Raw genomic sequence first — 17,840 nt, forward strand, 5'->3', positions numbered from 1 at the left:
GCAAAATGACCAGCATAACCGTAACCATTGCGGAATCACTTTCCCCCATGCCGGCCAAGACCTTTCTGATCCGACATTGTGGTCTTTCTCATACGTTATGGAAACGCATCAAACACTCAGGCACCTTTCGTCTGAACGGCCAGCCAGTTAACGCCGCTCAAACCCTCGTACACAATGGAGACCGCCTTTCTTATCATATATTGCGTCCTTGTTCGGTACAGCCGGAAGCTCTTCCGCTCGATATTCGTTTTGAAGACCAATGGATGCTCATCGTCAACAAGCCCGCCGGCCAGCTCGTCCACCCGACCACGAAAGAATCCCATGGAACGCTGGGAAACGCCGTTCTCTTTCATTATCTCCAGCAGGGAAATGCGCACGCTTATCATCCGGTTCACCGTCTTGACCGCGCAACATCCGGACTGATTCTCATCGCCAAAGAACCGCAAATTCAATATCAGCTGTCACGAAACGGCATCAAGCGATTTCAGCGCGAGTACCTGGCATTGGTCACCGGCTGTCCCGATCCCCCATCCGGCCTCATTGACGCTCCGATTGCCCGCGATTTGCCCAGCATCATCAAACGCAAAACCGATCCGGACGGGAAACCGGCGCGCACTCATTATCGCGTGGAAAAAAGCAACGGCCGCTGTTCCCTGGTCCATCTCACACTGGAAACCGGACGCACCCATCAGATTCGCGTCCATATGGCTTCGATTGGTCATCCTCTTCTAGGCGATACACTCTACGGTTGTCCATCATCCTGCATCAGCCGGCAGGCACTTCACGCCTGTCAACTGACTCTTCGTCACCCGATAACAGGCAAAACGATCGTCGTACAGGCTCCGATGCCATCGGATATGAGCCGGATTGTGTCGGATTTATAAATCAGAGTAAAAGATTCGTATTATTTTGTATCAGGTTTGAAGAATTTTCAAAAATTTTCATGGCGGCTATACAACCTGTTACATTTCTATGATATAATATTCACAGTTCAAGTTCATTGTTTGGACATAATTCATTAGGGGGTAATGAAACATGCCATTAGTTGGAACGAAAGAAATGTTTAAGAAAGCATACGAGGGTGGTTATGCCATCGGTGCTTTCAACGTCAACAACATGGAAATCGTACAGGGTATTACCGAAGCAGCTGCTGAGCTGAATTCTCCGGTTATCCTGCAGGCTTCCGCCGGCGCTCGCAAATATGCCAAGGGTCCGTATCTCCGCCACCTTGTCGAGGCTGCTTTGGAAGTCAACGATATTCCTATTGCTCTGCATCTCGACCATGGTCCGGATTTCGAGACCTGCAAAGCATGTATTGACGATGGATTCACTTCCGTCATGTTCGATGGCTCTAAATATGACTTCAAGGAAAACATCAAACGCACGCAGGAAGTCGTAGCCTATGCCCATGAGCACGGTGTCGTCGTCGAAGCTGAGCTCGGCAAACTGGCCGGCATTGAGGACGATGTCAAAGTTGCTGCACATGAAGCTGCATACACGCAGCCGGAAGAAGTCGAAGAATTCGTCAGCGAGACCGGCGTAGATTCTCTTGCGATTGCAATTGGTACGTCCCATGGCGCATTCAAATTCAAACCGGAACAGTGCACGCGGAATGCAGATGGCGTTCTCGTACCGCCTGAGCTCCGTTTCGACATCCTCGCCGAGATCGAAAAGAAGATTCCGGAATTCCCGATCGTTCTTCACGGCGCTTCTTCCGTCATTCCGAAATATGTAAAAATCATTAACGCCAATGGCGGCAAACTCGATGATGCCGTAGGCATTCCGGAAGATCAGCTCCGCAAAGCTGCAAAATCCGCAGTCTGCAAGATCAACATCGATTCGGACCTTCGTCTTGCTATGACGGCTGGTATTCGCGAGCATTTTGTTGCTCATCCGGAACATTTTGACCCGCGTCAGTATGTCGCAGATGGTCGTTCCTATATCAAAGAACTCGTAGAACACAAAATCAAAGACGTTCTCGGTTCGGATGGCCGTGCTGACGAGATTCTTGCTCTCGTCAACGCCAATAAATAAGCATTTCAGATACCGACACCAAAGAGCGGTGTTCCTGCTGATCCAATCAACAGGAACACCGCTCTTTTAGTACACAGATAAACGGCCCCCCCACAGCTGTATGATTCATTCTTCGATTTTCATCAAGCTTCTCTTGATTTTCTCTTACCAAAGCCTCTTTCGAATGGATGATAGTGTAAAATCATTTGTGTAAACTCAAAAGTGAGTATAGAAAAAGTGTTCGACGTATTCGGATTGCTCGGTGTATCCAGAGTGGTTTTGGGATACTCTCGGGGAACGACGCTACAGTTACTCCGTTACCCCACAACTACTGCTTAGGGGTTAACATACTAAATTCCTGCCCTATCCGATAAGCATTCTCCAGATCCTTAGGAAAATTCTTTTCGTGCGCTAATTTCTTTTTACTTTCATCGAAACTTGCCATATTGAACTTCGAATAATCCGACACTTGCAAAGTATCATAGCAAGGATACAGGATTACCTTACCACCCAGTATTTCCAATTCTTTGGCATACTTCTCAAATTTTGTTTTATATAGACGGTCATAGAACTCTTTGGTAGCGTTCATGCTGACAAACATACCAACATTTATTTTTCCTGTAAAATAATTGCTATAATCGTCATAAGACAGCGAACAAAAATGCAGGCGCTCTATCAATTCAAAATATCGGCTCGTCGGTCTTCCCAGATAAATCGCTGTACCGATCAGCAGAACATCCGCGCGAAATATTTTATCAATAATTGGTGATAAGTCATCTTTCCAATAGCAGTGACATCTTTCTACACCTTTTCTCTTGCAGAGCATGCAGCCCCTGCATCCGGTAAAAGTCAGATCGTATAAATCGATATACTCAACTTCTGCTCCTGCATCTCTTGCTCCATCCGCTGCTGATTTGAGTAATTGAGCAGTATTTCTGGCTTTTCTCGGGCTTGCGTTTAATACAATAGTTTTCATACCTGACTCCTTTCATAGCCTAGTAACAATTACATAAAAGTAAATAAATTATTTTCTCGAAATGACCCCATCATAATTGTAGGTTTACAATAGATGTGAGACTGGAGGGATATACAAAAGCGACCGAATCCCGTAGAATATTGGTTGCAGCAAACTTCTACAAAAGGAGACCTGATCGCCATGTCTATCATACCACATCAGAAGCGTTATTTGCCACATGAGTCCGAGAACGCCACGTCACAATGGCAAGGTGGAGCGCAGCCACAGGAAGGATCAAGAGCGTTTTTACAATCATCTGCGCTTCTGCTATGGCGTACACGGCAGATGCTGGTTGAATCGGCTTACGCATAACCGTTCGCAGGCGGCCAAAGAAGACGATTCTATAGCATCCCCTAAGCCCGCCTTCAGCGCATTCTTCTTGACATGATCCTTTATAATGAGGATATCCGTCCGTGATACACGAGAGATTTCTCCTGTACACGGGAGTTTCTCGCAACAGAAAGGAAGTTTGCTATGAAACCTTTGCTCTTCTCCGCTGCTGCATTGGCAGCGGCCTGTTTTCTCCTACCCGGAGCGCGATGCTTGGCTGCCTCTCCGCAGATCACGGGTGCAGAGGCCGTGGCAGAGGGCGCAGGCGACGGCGAACACGTGAGCCGCGTCGTCCTCTCCTACGATGCGCCCATCGATGCCGCATCCGTGACGCCCGACGACTATGAGGTCACAGGCCGAACGATCACGCGCGCCTATCCCGTAGAGGGACAAGATCCCGCCTCCGCTGCGCCTAAAACCGGTTCCTATGTCGTACTCGAGCTCGCACCGCTCCCACTCGTTGACTCCTCCGTCGATACGCACCCAGAGGACGGACCTATCGCGCAGCGAAACGCCATGGGACATATGGGGCCAACGCTCGGCAGTCACGGAAATCCGCAGCCGCTCCCCGTCATGGAGGCACAGGTGGCGCAGGTAGGCTTGGTCAAGACGACAGCAGGACTGCTCTGCGCGCCCTCCGCATCGCAAAAAACGACGAGCGTGCGCGAACTCGTCGTCGAGGATTTCCAGCAGGCAATATTCCAGGATCCCGCGCAGGGCGGCGCGGCACTCGCCTACAACCTTTACATTCCAAAGAACTATAACCCGGAAAAGCGCTATCCGCTCGTCCTCTTTATGCACGATGCCGGTGCCGTCTCGTCCGATGTCAAAACGACCCTCGTCCAAGGACTCGGCGCGATCACGTTCGCCTCGCCACCAGAGTGGCAGGCAGAGCATCCCTGCTTCGTCCTCGCCCCGCAGTACGATACCATCATCGTCAACGATCTCTACCAGCACGGACCAGAGCTGGAGCGCACGATGCACCTCGTAAAAGCGCTCACCCAGCAGTACGCCATCGATACGGATCGCATCTACAACACGGGCCAGTCCATGGGCGGCATGACCTCCATCGAAATGGATACCGCCTATCCGGACGTATTTGCCGGCTCGTACCTCGTCGCCTGCAAATGGGCTGAGTCCTCTGCCTCGGCGCTCGCGCGTCAGCATCTTTGGATCGTCTCATCGGAGGGCGACGCCGGTGCCATGCCGAGCATGCGCGCCATTCTCAAGGACATCGAGGCGAGCGGCGTCACCGTCCGCCGCCAGACCATCAGCGCAGACCGCCCGGAAGCCGATATCAATCGGGATGCCGCCTCTCTCATCACACCGACTTGCAGCATTTACCAGACCATCTACGAGGGCGGCAGCCACCGCTCCACCTGGCAGCACGCCTACCGCATGACGCCGGCGCTCGCATGGCTGTTCACACAAAAACGTACGCACTGAATCCCGTTTCTGCCAAAAGATCGCCGATATCCGATGACTGGCATATCCACCCGCATCGAAACAACCACACCGCGAAGGTCGGAATGTCCGGGAGTTGTACAAGCCCCACCCATCTCCCTCGCTTTGCCGATAGATTCATCTGGCGAAGTTCTGCGTGTGTAAATAAAGGTTTCACGATAGCGCCTCCAGTCGATAAAAAGGCTGTTTCCAACCGATTCATGCTGAAACTCTCCCGGCGGTGGTCTTGCCATAAACTCCCCCTAGCCTTCTCAACCATACGAAAAAACGTCCAGTCAAAAAGATTGGACGTTTTTTATTTCTTCTTTCTGCCGTATTCTGCCAGTTCAATCAGGTTTCCATCCGGATCTCTGAGATATAGGCTTTTCATGGGACCGAGCGCACCATGCCTGTCTACGATCCCTTCGATAATCTCGATTCCTTTGGACGCTATCTCCTCTTTGACGGATTCGATAGCACCATCAATGATAAAGCACAAATCCTGCGAACCATATTCCGGATTTTTCGCGGCCGGTTGAAACTCTCCCTTATACGAATGAAGGTTTATTTTCTGTTGCCCAAAGCGCAACGCGTGCCGTCCCCCAGCACCGACCTCATGTTCCATCCCCAAAATCCGGGTATAGAAATCCACCGATGTATCGATATTGCGAACCGTTATCGCGATGTGATCCACTCGATCTAGTTTCCATGTTTTCTTGCGGCGTTTCGACGTGACGATAAAGCTCTCATCTATCAGGCTTTGAATTTCTTTCATGGCAATCGTGCCGTCGAGCAACACCGATATCCAATTTCCACGACTGATGTGGTAGCCTTTGAAGTAGCCTTCCTGCCGGATCAGCACATCGGCATAGGTGGGATCTGAAAGTTTCACATTGAGAATGTCCACGCGCTCTTTGCCCTGAAGCCCCAACTTTTCTCTCGGCACATCCATGATTAATCCGTACCACTTACGGTTGTCGGCATGGCGTAAAACGGCATAATGAGGGAAACGGCGCCATAGAAATTCCGGCTTCGTCTTGTATGTATCGTGTACATATCGCAAAACATCGTCTCGTAACGTCATATCGCAGCCTACCTTTCATCCTTCTCCTGCCTGCTATCTCCCGTTCTAGGGTAAAGTTCGCTACAGACCCTCACCATTCCTGCCGGTTGCTTCGTTCCGTCGCTTTTTTCAGCGACATTTTATGCTATCCTGCTCTTTCGCTCAACAAACCGTCTGACCGTGCAAGAACAACTCTCTTAGCGGTCGCCGGAAGAGCAATGGAAAAAGTGACCGCGAAAGATATCCGCTTATCTGTCCCAGCTTCTCTTTCCTTCCTCTTCGGTAATCCGGCGAATCACCCGACAAGGATTTCCAACGGCCACACTATTGGATGGAATATCCTTTACCACAACACTGCCGCCTCCTATGACCGCGTTGCTTCCAATCGTGACCCCGGGCATAACCTGCACCCCCGCGCCAATCCATACGTTATCACCGACAACAATCGGATAAGCATACTCCAGCCCCTGATTTCGGCGTTCAAAATCAATCGGATGACCGGATGTATGGAAACCGCAAGATGGTGCAAGGAAAACATCGTGGCCAAAGGTCACACCTCCCGCATCAAGAATAATCAAGCCGTGATTTGCGTAGAAGTTTTCCCCCACCTTAATCCTGTAGCCGTAGTCGCACCAAAAATCCGGTTCAATATGAACATGCTTTCCTGTTTCTCCGAGAATCGACTTTATGAAGGCATGCCTCTCGTCCACCTTTTCGATTGGCAAGTTATTGTAGGTTTGACAAAGGCTCTTGCATCGAATCCTTTCCCTTTCAAGATCTGGATCATAATTGGCATCATACAACTTCTGATGCAGCATTTTATCTTTCTCTGTCATTTTTCATCCTCCTTGCTGGTTATTACTAGTATATCCGATTCATGAAAAGTTTTCTGTTAAAAATGTCTTAATTCATAGAACCATGATCGCCGTGGACAATTTCCAAGCTATTCCATTCGTTTCGTTGCGATTCGCACAAGCAGGAGCATGACCGTCATCCTTGTCAGAATACCACCGATAAGTGGGATCACGACAAACCAAAACAGGTAAGCAATTCCATACATAGTGAAAGACTTGATCAGCCAGTTTGTCACCCACGTGACCAAAAGCCCTTTCGGGTTCTTCCCAATCTGTTTTATGCTCTGAAAATCCACCTTCATCATCATCGGGTATATCATAACCCAAATGAGAACAGCGATAGGAATCGAAATGCCAAAAATCTGAAACATGCCAAGTGTGACGGGAACGATGGGGACAAAATGCCCAATCAGTACTCCTATCGCCATGCAGAGCAGTACCCATACCGAAAGATACCGCTGAAAGGTATTCATCGCTTTACTCCGATTGTTCATGACCAACCTCCATTAATTCGATATATTGAAATGTATCTATGTTTATGACCTTTATATAGGCAATCCAAAAGGACTGCCTATGAATGACAGATATCAATTACTTCTTTTCCTTACATCCGCAGGATACGCTGCTGTCTGTTTCACAGTCACATCTTGCGTAGGAACCGATCATTTCCCGGAAATTTTTGACACCGTCTGCGGAGATAGAGTAATGCATCCATTTTCCCTCTTTGTAGTAATCCACAAGGCCGCTGTCTGCAAGAATTTTCATGTGGTGCGAAAGCGTCGGCTGCGTGATATCCAGCTCCTTTAGCAGATCACATCCACATTTTTCTCCATGCTGCAACGCCAACATGATAGCAAGGCGGTTCTCATCGGTAAGTGCCTTTATTTTCCTGGCGTCTTCTCTGAATCCCATGATTTTCACCTCCGAGAGATGTACATATTATACCATATACATATACATTTACAGTTATCAATATATCAATATATCTTTTTAATAACCTAAATTGCAATAATAACTTAAACACCTAGCAACCCTATAAAGAAGTAAGGCATATCGAGAGTTCTTCGGAAAAGCATTCTTCCGGATAACGCGAAGCACTGCTGAAATAGTGTCGCAGCACCCAATCCAGATTCTTCTCATATCCCTCAACGCCCATGCGATGCATCATATTGCCAAAGAACCGGTGGCGGCTCTTACGCCGTACACTATCTCCGACAAGCTCCTGCGCTTCCGCCAGCGTCATATCGTTGTCCTTCGCCAGCTTGCCAATCATCTTCTTATCGCCCTTGATATGACTACTGCGCTTCGTGAGGTTCAAAAACGCCTTTTCCACAAACTTCCGCGGGGCCTGCTCCGTCTCAGCGGAATAGCGCATGGGATTTTGCACACTAGAAAAGCCGCCCTGATTATCAGAACGGCTTTCCTTCTTCATTTGTTCATAAAGGTGATTGAAATGTTTCCATGCCCTAGAGCGGCTGGCCGCTATGTTTCGCGATACCCCGCTAACGCCTCGTCGGTTATCCTCTCCGCTTCCCTTTGAGTCATTCCGGGAAACAATTCCATCGCCAGCCTGATTGATTCTTCTCTATCGGTTGTCTCCATCAGACGGTCGAACTTCGCCATATTGGCTTCTGATTCTTTCGTCATAATCGAAGCACCTCCTCGCATACTCAATCTTCGCTGCCAGCCTATCTTTATGCCTGATTATTTTGTATTGCGCTTGTATTGAACCATACCAACATTTTACGGATATATGGCAGCTGATCCCGCTCCGCATCGCGCTTCACCGGATCACTCATTTCCGCAAGATTCACATGCTCCCCGATTTCCCTTGCAACGATATTGCGTACCATCTGCATAATGCCATCGTTGAGATACTTGCCAAAAACGGCCTTGCTTATCCTATCTTCATTGTATCCCGCGTCCTGCTGGTTTTCAATACCCCCGGCCTTATATTTTACAGAGGAAAACTCCCCTGTTATTATCGATTGCTTGCTTCAGCATAAAGCCGGTACGTTCCCAGATATTCTGCGCAATCTTGTCAGCCTCGGAAATACACGTGCTATAATCCGATGAAGGGAATAGCGAAAACGTCGTCGCCCCGTAAAAAGTCGCTGCAACTGCGCAAGCGAGTGCATGTAATTTCTCTGCCTAACATTCCCCTCCTTTTTGTTCTTCTCGTCCATTATGGCACACATTTTGCCAATTAGGTATCCCACGAGAACTTCCGCCATTTCAAAAAGCGGTGGAAGGTTTATAGTCCTGAAATACTCCTCGCCCCGGCATCGCGCCTAGAGCATCATAAACAGGGAGTGCGGCAAAATACGAAAGCGTTTTGTCGCACTCCCTGTCTTAAAGTACCCCACGGAAATAATGGCCTCGTGTAACTTCAGGTCCTTCTTGTGCTTGTATCCAATTTTTCTGTGCCTCATCCGGTTCCACGGGGAACGCAGCAGCCGTTTGATAGGCACGGACGATACGACGGATCTGGTCAGGATTCATTGCTTTTGCTTCTATGCGCAAGGAATGAATGCCCCAGGACTCAAATTCCATAACATGCGGCATCATAGAAAGTGTTTTGCTGTTTAGAATATGCATATGGCAAAATTGATCCGTTACCAGCGGAAATAAAGCATCTTTGCGGTCTTTTAAGGCATAGCTTTTCTTCGTGCATGGATGGGTGCAGGTATTTTGCCCTTCACCGCCGAGGAAGCTGCCGATAACGCAGTATTCGGATACCATAAGTTCCAATTTACCGTGTACAATGCAGGTAAGCGGCAACGGACTATTTGCTGCTAAAGACCGAATTTGTCCAATGTTAAGCTCTGGTGAAAGCGTAGCCTCTGCTGCACCGTAGTCACGCAGAAATTCTAAGGTTTGAAGATTATAAGCAATCAAAGAATAATCGGCGTGTATCGGCAGTCTGGTCAGATTTTTTACCAAAGACAGCGCCCCGATATTATGAACATGAATGGCATCCGGCTCGAAATTTTCCCGGCATGATACCAATAGATTTTCGATTGCTTTTTGGTGGGAATCCCGAATGATCCGCGGCAGATTGAAATCAATGCGAATTCCAGTTTCTCTGGCTATCCCCCACGCCTTTTGGTAATCATTCGGAGTAATCGGCTGATGATGGTAAGAATCTCCACCGAATAATATGCCATCCGCACCGGTCTCGATCGCTGCCCTCATTTGCTCAATGGTTTCTACCGATACCATGAGACGAGACGCCTTTTTCGGCAAAGGCTGCATATTCGTATGGATTTTCGGCAGCTTCTGCTCCGAACGTGAATAGACAGCCAAACGATGTTCGTCCAGATCTTCTACGGCGCGGCGACGTACGTCGTTTAACTCGCTCATCGGTATCATAACAGATCCCTCGATGGAACAGGTTAAGGTATTCAGGGAATAGACAGAGGTACCAAGGCGCTCGATTTGCCCACGTACGATCGCTTCTGTCAAGGGACGATTGCGAGCCGGTTCACCGATAAAGTGTGTCAATGCTTCACCGGTATGGCCTTCTTTATCGGTCAGCCGGAGCATAAGAGGCTTTCCTATCGCAGCACGAACTACTGCGTTTACTGGAATCCGCCGTATCGGATCCGCTGATCGGAATGTTTTTCGCGTGCGTTCCATTAATGCCCCATCATATACTTTAAATACACGATCATGCTCATGCACGGTCATCGGAACACAGAAACGAACAAGATCACCAGCTTTCCCCGACTGGAGCGGCCGCCCTTTTTCATCGGTCATATCCTGCACAGAAGCTGTAACCCGGCCGCCGACTTTCACCCAGAAGTCCACCTGATCTCCATTGGCAAGTTGACCGTTGAGTTTTATTGTGACAAGCCGATGATCGCGGTCATATACAGATACACGGCCAATCAACAGCCCCCGGTTGTTCGGCCGGCGATCACTCATCATATGTTTTCCCGGACGTCCGGTAAGATACGCTGTCGTAAAGTCGCGGTTAAAAATCTGCGCCAGCGTATCGCGTTCTTCCTGCGTTACCTGATAGTTTGTTCCTTTATAGCAGGTATCGATTGCCTGACGATAAGTTTGTACTACAGCGGCTACGTATTCCGGACGCTTCATACGTCCCTCAATTTTTAAAGAGGACACCCCTGCGTCAATGAGTTGCGGAATGAGATCTATCGTATTAAGATCCCGTGGCGACAAAAGATATTTTCCGGCAGCCCCTTCCAACACATCCTGCCCTGTTTCATCCACTAACGTATAGGGCAGACGACATGGCTGCGCACAGCGCCCACGATTTCCGCTGCGCCCTCCGATCATACTGCTCATCAGGCATTGACCGGAATAGCATACACAAAGCGCACCATGCATAAAGACTTCAATCTCAACTTGACAATTCGCACAGATATAGCGGATCTCGTCCAGCGAGAGCTCTCTGGACAAGACAACACGTTCAAATCCAAGTTCCTGCAAAGCCAGAACTCCAGCCAGACTGTGCACCGTCATCTGTGTGCTAGCATGCAGCGGAAGAGACGGGACGGTTTCCCTGGCTAATCTGGCGACGCCAAGATCCTGCACCAGAATAGCGTCCGTTCCCGCTTCATAGAGGAATCGCAGATATTTGCGCAAAGCAGGAATTTCCGAATCATTTACCACCGTATTGACCGTCACATGGATACGGACTCCCCGTAAATGGGCAAAACGGATGGCCTTCGCAAGGCCATCCTCATCAAAATTGTTGGCATAAGCTCTGGCGCCAAAAAAGTTTCCTGCCAGATAAATGGCATCTGCCCCGCTTTCCACCGCTGCTTTTAGCGAATCCTCGCTGCCGGCCGGAGCCAATAATTCAACCAATTCCATACCCTCCATTCTATCCAGCCGCCACTGGGCTGGATCCACTTATTTTGTTGTTTCCTCGTGTTCTTCGTATTCTTTATGTTTCTCATTTTGCGGATCGTAAGGTTCCCCTTCACGTTGACGGATTTCCTGAAAGAGCTCCATCTGCTCCGTATTCAAAGCGGCAGCCGCTTGCTCGGTCGTCGGTAAATCCGGCAGATCATCCAGCGTATTCATTCCAAAACATTGCAAAAAGGTATCCGTCGTTCCGTAAAGAATAGGGCGTCCGACCACGGCTTTACGGCCTACTTCCCGAATCAAATCTAATTCCAGCAGTTTTTGCAGAGAACGCTCTGCTCTTACTCCGCGAATCTGCTCGATCTCTGTCTTTGTGACAGGCTGCTTAAAAGCGATGATGGACAGCGTTTCCATCGTTGGTGCAGAGATTTTGCGGTCCACGACCTGTCCCAGACGTTTTACAATAGAAAACAGTTCCGGCCGTGTGGCGAGCTGATATCCTCCTGCAACCTGCCGGATTGTCAATCCACTGTGACGATGATCCAGCTCGTCTTGAAGTTTCACCAAAAGGTTTTGGGTTCCCAATATATCCAGCTGAAGAACCGAAGCAATCTCCTTTATAGTAAGCGGGTTTCCTGCAGCAAACAAAACAGCTTCTAATACACGAACTTCTGTTCTTGTTGGATCTTCCTGACATTCAGTCATGCTTGTCCTCCCTGATGCAGATATATATTTCTGAGAATGCATATTGCTGCCTGACACAGACTGCCCGGAGCTTGATGAGTTCCAATAAAGCCAAAAAGGTAACGATGCGTTCTGCTCGCGACCCGGATGAAAACGCCTCGGAAAAAAGGAGCCGGCCGTAACGATGATTCAATTGGGATAAAATTTCCTGCATTTTATCCTGGATGTGGTAGGTCTCCGGTTCAACCAGCGTTTTGGGGACAGATAGCTCCGCCTGAACGGATAAGGCCATCCGAAATGCGTCCAGTAAGGAACCCAGTGATATATTACCGGGAGGAAGATGATGTATCGGCAGTTCCATCGGTGCACGCGAAACAAAGCGCTCTTGTGAACCTGCCATGGAGCCGAGCACTGTGCTGACTTGCTTAAATTTTCGGTATTCCAAAATTCGCTGTACCAGCTCTAAGCGGGGATCTTCTTCTTCCGGGTCCGTCTCTTTCTCTGGTTTTGGCAGCATCAGCCGTGATTTGATCTGCAGCAAAGTGGCAGCCATAACCAAAAAAGAACTGGCTACATCGATATCAAATTCACGCAGATGGTCCAAATAATCCAGATATTGCTGCGTTAAGATAGCGATCGGAATATCGTAGATGTCAATCTTGTTTTTCTCGATCAGATGCATCAAAAGGTCCATAGGACCCTCAAATGCTTCGATCTTTACTTTATATTCTTGCATTGCCGTCCTATCTTAGAAAAAAGGAGACAGGATAAGGGAAAAGATATGCCAGATCAGAGTGCGGCAAGGAATTAGAATCAGGCTGAGGACTGGCGTAACGAGCAGTATGATCAGAATCCAAAAACTATACCGTTCCAGCCCAGCCAGTTTATAGGCCAAATGAGATGGGAGCAACTGACGAAGAACATGAGAACCGTCAAGCGGCGGAATCGGAATCATGTTAAAGATAGCAAACCCGATATTATATTCGATAATCAGCTGAAATACCATATATATCCCCGTTGTCATGTGTCCGCCAAAACGACTATAACAGAGCAGGACTATCAGAGCGCAAAAGGCCGTAATCAGATTGGAAAGAGGTCCGGCCAAAGAAACCAGAATATCATCGCGCCGCGGGCGTTTAAAATTTCCCGGGTTAATCATAACGGGTTTTGCCCAGCCAAAATGAACCAGAAATAACATAAGCAAACCGATCGGATCGATGTGTGCGGCCGGATTCAACGTAAGGCGCCCCATTATTTTTGGTGTAAAATCCCCCAGCCATACAGCTGTCTGTGCATGAGCATACTCATGTACTACCATTGCAATGATCAGTCCCGGAATCCCCGCGATGATTCCCATCAGATTAAAATCAAACATATCCTTTATCATCCTCCCAATCCTACATATGTCCGGTCATTGGAGATCATTGGTCCTTCAGTTGGGAATCCAGCATCAGAATAGATGCTACGGTTTTTGCATCAAAAATGCGGCCGTCCCATATCATCTCAACCGCTTGCTGCAGAGGCATACGAACCAGATGGATGAATTCATCCTCATCCGGATGCTGTACTCCTGGTTTAAGGCCCTCAGCGACGTACATATGGATAAGTTCATTGGAAAATCCCACGGTTGTGGCAAGTACCGAAAGTTTCTTCAGCCGATCTGCCTCATATCCTGTTTCTTCGGATAACTCCCGTTTTGCGCAAGTCAGAGGATCTTCTTCAGGAGAATCCAATTTCCCTGCGGGCACCTCTAAAGTAACCTGCCCGATCGGATAGCGATATTGACGAACCAATAGAATTTGTTTGTCCGGAAAAACGGGGATAACAGACGAAGCTCCGGGGTGCTGAATCCATTCACGCGTCGCCGACTTCCCGTTAGGCAGACAGACTGTATCACGCCGGACATGCAGCAGATTTCCGTCGAAGATTGTTTCACTTCCGATCTTTTTTTCCATTAATTCTTCATCCATTATCTTTCCTCCTATTATGAAGTTACGAACAATCCTGTTTATTTTACTACGAATCCGTTTCTCTGAAAAGGGTTCAGATAATCATCAAGCCTTCCCGCAAGAAGGCTTGTATGAGTTGCATCACGTATGTTTGCGCCGATGAATTTCCGGCCAAGGACGAATATGTTTCGGATTTGTAGCGATACCATCCAGTCCGTGCCATCTGGAAGCAAAGGATTCGACAAATACCTTTTTAAATGGTTTCTCTGATGAAGGTTCTGCCTGATTCTTTTCCTGCGGCGTTTCCTGCTGCGCCGGTTTTGCAGATTCCGGATGCGAGCATCCGCATCCGCAGTCCTCTATAAAGCCGCTTTCCAATTCTTCCTGAGAAAGAATGGTAATGTTTCCGCAGGCACATCTGCACCAATAGAATTCACTGCCGAATTTATCCATCCGCCCGGTGGTTTCTAATACCGTAAGCTTACCGAACTGCTTATTCATAACTGTTCCCCCTCCCTTTTTCTCCATTTATCTTTTTGCATTTTTGTTTTGGTCCGTTAAAGGTTATTTTGCTTTTTTTGAGCAAATTGTTGTTTTTTTGTTCGGGCATGACTGACCATTTCTCGCGCATTATCCAGTGAAGCAGAGGTTATATCCGCTCCCGATGCCATGCGGGCAATTTCGCTGATCCGTTCGCATTCGGAAAGGGTTCGTACGTGTGTAACCACGCTGTTTTCCTCTGAAATCTTTGACAGGTATAAATGAATATCTGCCATACAGGCAATCTGCGGCAAATGAGTAATGCAAAGGACTTGCTTGTAAAAGGCAACCTGTGCAATGCGTTCAGCGACCATTTGCGCAGTGCGTCCGCCAATGCCCGTATCAATTTCATCGAAAACCATACTGGGAACGGAGGTATCACGAGATGCGGCTACCGTTTTGACAGCAAGGGCAATGCGAGACAATTCACCGCCGGAAGCCACTTTCTGGAGCGGCTTCGCCGTCTCTCCACGATTGGCGGAAAAAAGCAATGCCACATTATCCGTTCCATTTGCCATGTATTTGCCGGATGGCTGCACGTCAATCCGGAATACAGCGTCCGGCATTCCCAGCGAAGCCAGCTGATTCTGGATTAACGCGGACAGGGCTTTTGCGGCTTTGATTCTCTGATCAGATAAAACAGCGGCACATTGTTTCATCTGCTTTTCTCGTGCAGAAATATCCTGTTCAAGTTCAGCGATATCTTCATCGTAGTGGGCAATGGCATGAAGTTCCTGCTGAACCTTTTTTTGATGTGCAAGGATATCCGAAATCGTCGCGCCATACTTCTTTCGCAGCCGATAAATGACATCCATGCGTTTTTGAAGCGTATCCAGCTTGTCCGGACGAAATTCGATGGATTCTCCATATTGACGCAAATCACTGGCCACTTCCTGAAGCGTGATGGAAGCCTCTTCAACCATTTCCTGCATGTTGGACATAGAATCGTCAAAACGACTCATGGCCTCAAGATTTTTACTGACCTGTGAGAGCGCGGCCAGCACGCCAATCCCTTTCTGGGTACCATTTTCCAGCAGGTCATAAGCCTCTTCTACAAATCCTGTCAGTTTTTCTGCATGGGAAAGTTTTTGGATTGCTGTCTCCAGCTGCACATCTTCCTGTTCCTGAAGATGTGCCGCAGAGATTTCCTGATCCTGCCAGCGCAACATATCCAGCCGTTGGGCATATTCCCGAGCGTTCTGTACGTTCTGTTCTAGAAGGCGCTTTTTCTCTTGCCAGCCGGTATAGGCCGCATGATAGGCATGAAGAGAATCCTGTATGGTTTGATCGTATTGATCCAAAAGAGAAAACTGATTTTCTTCTTTCAGCAAAGCCAGATTCTCATTTTGTCCATGAATATCAACAAGAAATGCTCCGATTTGCTTCAACAAAGTTAATGTAACATGGCGTCCATTGACCAGAACAATGCTGCGCCCTCCCCTTGTCACCTGTCTGGTAATAATCAGCAGTCCCTCGTTATCATCAATGGCTTGGTTTGTGAGCAGTGCATGCAGATTCTCCGATACATCGTCCAAAGTAAATACAGCTTCGACGCGAAGCCAGTCACAGCCCGTGCGAATCGAATCTGCGGAAATACGATGCCCTAAAATTGCGCCCAAGGAATCAATCAGTATAGACTTTCCCGCCCCGGTTTCACCGGTCAGGATATTCAGCCCTGGTCCAAATTCCACCTGCACATGTTCCAGTAAAGCGAAATTCCAAACGGTCAGTGTCTTTAACATGCAAAAATCTCCCTTGTAATTTGATTTTACCGAAGATAAGATTTGAGCCTCTGCATGATCTTCTCGGTTGCTTCTTTCGGCTTGACAATGACGAAAATATTATCATCTCCGGCTACAGTGCCAAGTATTTCCGGCCAGTTCGCATGATCTAATGCAGAGGCCACGGTATTCGCCCCTCCCGGCAGGGTCTTCACTACAATGATGTTTTCGCTGTAATCGCAATGAGTAACCGTGTCGGAAAACAGCCGCTGCATACGTTCTTCTGTAAAAAGAATGGCATTCTGCATGGGAGAAGCATACCGGTATCGACCGTCGCTGGTTGGTACTTTAATCAGCATGAGTTCCTTTATATCCCGGGATACCGTCGCCTGCGTGACTTTAATGCGCCGCTCGCGCAGCGCCTCAGCCAGATCTTCCTGCGTTTCAATCACTTGATTTTCAATGATATTCTTAATAACCGCATGGCGTACGCTTTTCATTGCTCCACCCTCTCCTGTTTAAATTTTCGCCCGGTTCAGGCATCTTTCCAAAGCTTCGTTCTCAGAATCTGATAATAATCCTTGTCTTCAAATTTTACAATTTTTGCTTGTACATTCGATTTCATGACGATTACTTCATCGCCTGGCAGCAAGCGGAAACTTTCCTGCCCATCAAAGGTTACAATAATATCCTGATGGATCGCTGCAATTTGTATATGCACTACATCGTCTTCACCTACGACTAATGGACGCATATTAAAGGTATGTGCGCAGATAGGCGTAATAAGAAGAGCTCGTATATTCGGATTCATAATTGGCCCGCCTGCCGACAGGGAATAAGCCGTAGAGCCAGTAGGAGATGCGACAATGACTCCATCCGCTTTGTAATCCATGAGATGAGAATCATTGATGCTGAGTCCCAAGTGAAGCATGCGGGCTACACCGCCTTTTGTAACAACGACATCATTGATCGCATGTCCTAAAAAACGTTCCTCTTCCTGCGAGCGGACAAAACCAGCCAGCAGAAGCCGGTGTTCAATGCGATAGTCCCCCTGCAGGATTTTTTGCAGCTTTGTTTCCAGTTCACTCAGTTCAATATCTGCCATAAACCCCAGCGTACCGATATTTACCCCGCATACCGGCACAGCTGCCGCGCCATAGCGGCGGCATACGCCCAGGAGCGTCCCATCACCGCCAAGACTTAAAGCCAGATCCGCAGGAACGTGCTCAATATCCGGTACGCCGTATTCCTCCATATCAAAAAATCTTGATTCATCGACAGGAAGGATCAGCCTGACATCTTTGTTCTGATAAAAAGAAAAAATACGCTGCAATACTTCCGGTGCCTGCGGCTTCCCGACATTGGGAAAGACAGCAATGGTCTGCATTGACT

20 protein-coding genes are annotated in these 17,840 nt (G+C 48.2%); 3 read left to right on the forward strand and 17 right to left on the reverse strand.

Annotated elements, in window-relative coordinates:
- The first annotated feature begins 5 nt into the window (after positions 1–5).
- Together FYJ78_RS03975 and fba are read left to right on the forward strand one after the other, a co-directional pair.
- Positions 6–884 carry an RluA family pseudouridine synthase gene (locus FYJ78_RS03975; RefSeq protein ID WP_154620118.1) on the forward strand — a complete coding sequence of 293 codons (879 nt, stop codon included), beginning with the start codon at positions 6–8 and terminating at the stop codon, positions 882–884.
- Between the two features lie 151 nt (positions 885–1,035).
- Positions 1,036–2,034, forward strand: coding sequence for a class II fructose-1,6-bisphosphate aldolase (gene fba / locus FYJ78_RS03980; protein ID WP_154620119.1), 999 nt, complete (start codon positions 1,036–1,038; stop codon positions 2,032–2,034).
- Positions 2,035–2,341: 307 nt separating this feature from the next.
- On the opposite strand, the gene FYJ78_RS03985 is transcribed toward fba, so the two are convergent.
- Positions 2,342–2,989, reverse strand: coding sequence for a flavodoxin family protein (locus tag FYJ78_RS03985; protein WP_154620120.1), 648 nt, complete (start codon positions 2,987–2,989; stop codon positions 2,342–2,344).
- 513 nt (positions 2,990–3,502) lie between these two features.
- Here FYJ78_RS03985 and FYJ78_RS03995 point away from each other — a divergent pair.
- Positions 3,503–4,804: a PHB depolymerase family esterase gene (locus tag FYJ78_RS03995; protein ID WP_154620122.1), complete on the forward strand. Its 1,302-nt coding sequence runs from the start codon at positions 3,503–3,505 to the stop codon at positions 4,802–4,804.
- Between the two features lie 313 nt (positions 4,805–5,117).
- Here FYJ78_RS03995 and FYJ78_RS12730 read toward each other — a convergent pair whose 3' ends face one another.
- From FYJ78_RS12730 to FYJ78_RS04075, 16 genes are all read right to left on the reverse strand, one after another.
- Positions 5,118–5,885 (reverse strand): MmcQ/YjbR family DNA-binding protein, encoded by a 768-nt coding sequence (locus tag FYJ78_RS12730; protein WP_195847853.1) that lies wholly within the window; start codon positions 5,883–5,885, stop codon positions 5,118–5,120.
- Between the two features lie 227 nt (positions 5,886–6,112).
- Positions 6,113–6,700, reverse strand: a complete 588-nt coding sequence (locus FYJ78_RS04005) for a sugar O-acetyltransferase (protein WP_154620123.1) — start codon at positions 6,698–6,700, stop codon at positions 6,113–6,115.
- Positions 6,701–6,807: 107 nt separating this feature from the next.
- Positions 6,808–7,212 carry an arsenic resistance protein gene (locus tag FYJ78_RS04010; RefSeq protein WP_328597629.1) on the reverse strand — a complete coding sequence of 135 codons (405 nt, stop codon included), beginning with the start codon at positions 7,210–7,212 and terminating at the stop codon, positions 6,808–6,810.
- Positions 7,213–7,309: 97 nt separating this feature from the next.
- Positions 7,310–7,630, reverse strand: a complete 321-nt coding sequence (locus tag FYJ78_RS04015; protein WP_154620124.1) for an ArsR/SmtB family transcription factor — start codon at positions 7,628–7,630, stop codon at positions 7,310–7,312.
- Between the two features lie 121 nt (positions 7,631–7,751).
- A complete protein-coding gene (locus tag FYJ78_RS04020) occupies positions 7,752–8,150 on the reverse strand; it encodes a hypothetical protein (protein ID WP_195847854.1) in 399 nt (132 codons plus the stop codon).
- A 50-nt stretch (positions 8,151–8,200) separates the two neighbouring features.
- Positions 8,201–8,365: a hypothetical protein gene (locus tag FYJ78_RS04025; protein WP_154620126.1), complete on the reverse strand. Its 165-nt coding sequence runs from the start codon at positions 8,363–8,365 to the stop codon at positions 8,201–8,203.
- A 47-nt stretch (positions 8,366–8,412) separates the two neighbouring features.
- The gene (locus FYJ78_RS04030; RefSeq protein ID WP_154620127.1) at positions 8,413–8,577 is read right to left on the reverse strand and encodes a hypothetical protein; all 165 of its coding nucleotides are present in this window, start codon (positions 8,575–8,577) and stop codon (positions 8,413–8,415) included.
- A gap of 493 nt (positions 8,578–9,070) precedes the next feature.
- Entirely contained in the window at positions 9,071–11,560 is a 2,490-nt protein-coding gene (locus FYJ78_RS04035) for a U32 family peptidase (protein ID WP_235899818.1), read from the reverse strand.
- A 39-nt stretch (positions 11,561–11,599) separates the two neighbouring features.
- Positions 11,600–12,259 carry an SMC-Scp complex subunit ScpB gene (gene scpB / locus FYJ78_RS04040; protein WP_154620129.1) on the reverse strand — a complete coding sequence of 220 codons (660 nt, stop codon included), beginning with the start codon at positions 12,257–12,259 and terminating at the stop codon, positions 11,600–11,602.
- Entirely contained in the window at positions 12,252–12,974 is a 723-nt protein-coding gene (locus FYJ78_RS04045) for a segregation and condensation protein A (protein ID WP_154620130.1), read from the reverse strand. Before FYJ78_RS04045 ends, scpB begins: the two co-directional genes overlap by 8 nt.
- A 12-nt stretch (positions 12,975–12,986) precedes the next feature.
- Positions 12,987–13,613, reverse strand: coding sequence for a site-2 protease family protein (locus FYJ78_RS04050; protein ID WP_154620179.1), 627 nt, complete (start codon positions 13,611–13,613; stop codon positions 12,987–12,989).
- 46 nt (positions 13,614–13,659) lie between these two features.
- Positions 13,660–14,208 carry an NUDIX domain-containing protein gene (locus tag FYJ78_RS04055; RefSeq protein WP_154620131.1) on the reverse strand — a complete coding sequence of 183 codons (549 nt, stop codon included), beginning with the start codon at positions 14,206–14,208 and terminating at the stop codon, positions 13,660–13,662.
- Between the two features lie 120 nt (positions 14,209–14,328).
- Positions 14,329–14,688 carry a hypothetical protein gene (locus FYJ78_RS04060; protein WP_154620132.1) on the reverse strand — a complete coding sequence of 120 codons (360 nt, stop codon included), beginning with the start codon at positions 14,686–14,688 and terminating at the stop codon, positions 14,329–14,331.
- Between the two features lie 56 nt (positions 14,689–14,744).
- Complete coding sequence (gene recN / locus FYJ78_RS04065) at positions 14,745–16,469, reverse strand: DNA repair protein RecN (protein ID WP_154620133.1); 1,725 nt, start codon at positions 16,467–16,469, stop codon at positions 14,745–14,747.
- Positions 16,470–16,495: 26 nt separating this feature from the next.
- Complete coding sequence (gene argR, locus FYJ78_RS04070) at positions 16,496–16,948, reverse strand: arginine repressor (protein WP_154620134.1); 453 nt, start codon at positions 16,946–16,948, stop codon at positions 16,496–16,498.
- 35 nt (positions 16,949–16,983) lie between these two features.
- Complete coding sequence (locus FYJ78_RS04075; RefSeq protein ID WP_154620135.1) at positions 16,984–17,835, reverse strand: NAD(+)/NADH kinase; 852 nt, start codon at positions 17,833–17,835, stop codon at positions 16,984–16,986.
- Positions 17,836–17,840 lie beyond the last annotated feature (5 nt).

The organism is Wylensekiella montiformis, assembly GCF_009697385.1.
Taxonomy (GTDB): Bacteria; Bacillota; Negativicutes; order Selenomonadales; family Selenomonadaceae; genus Selenomonas_A; species Selenomonas_A montiformis.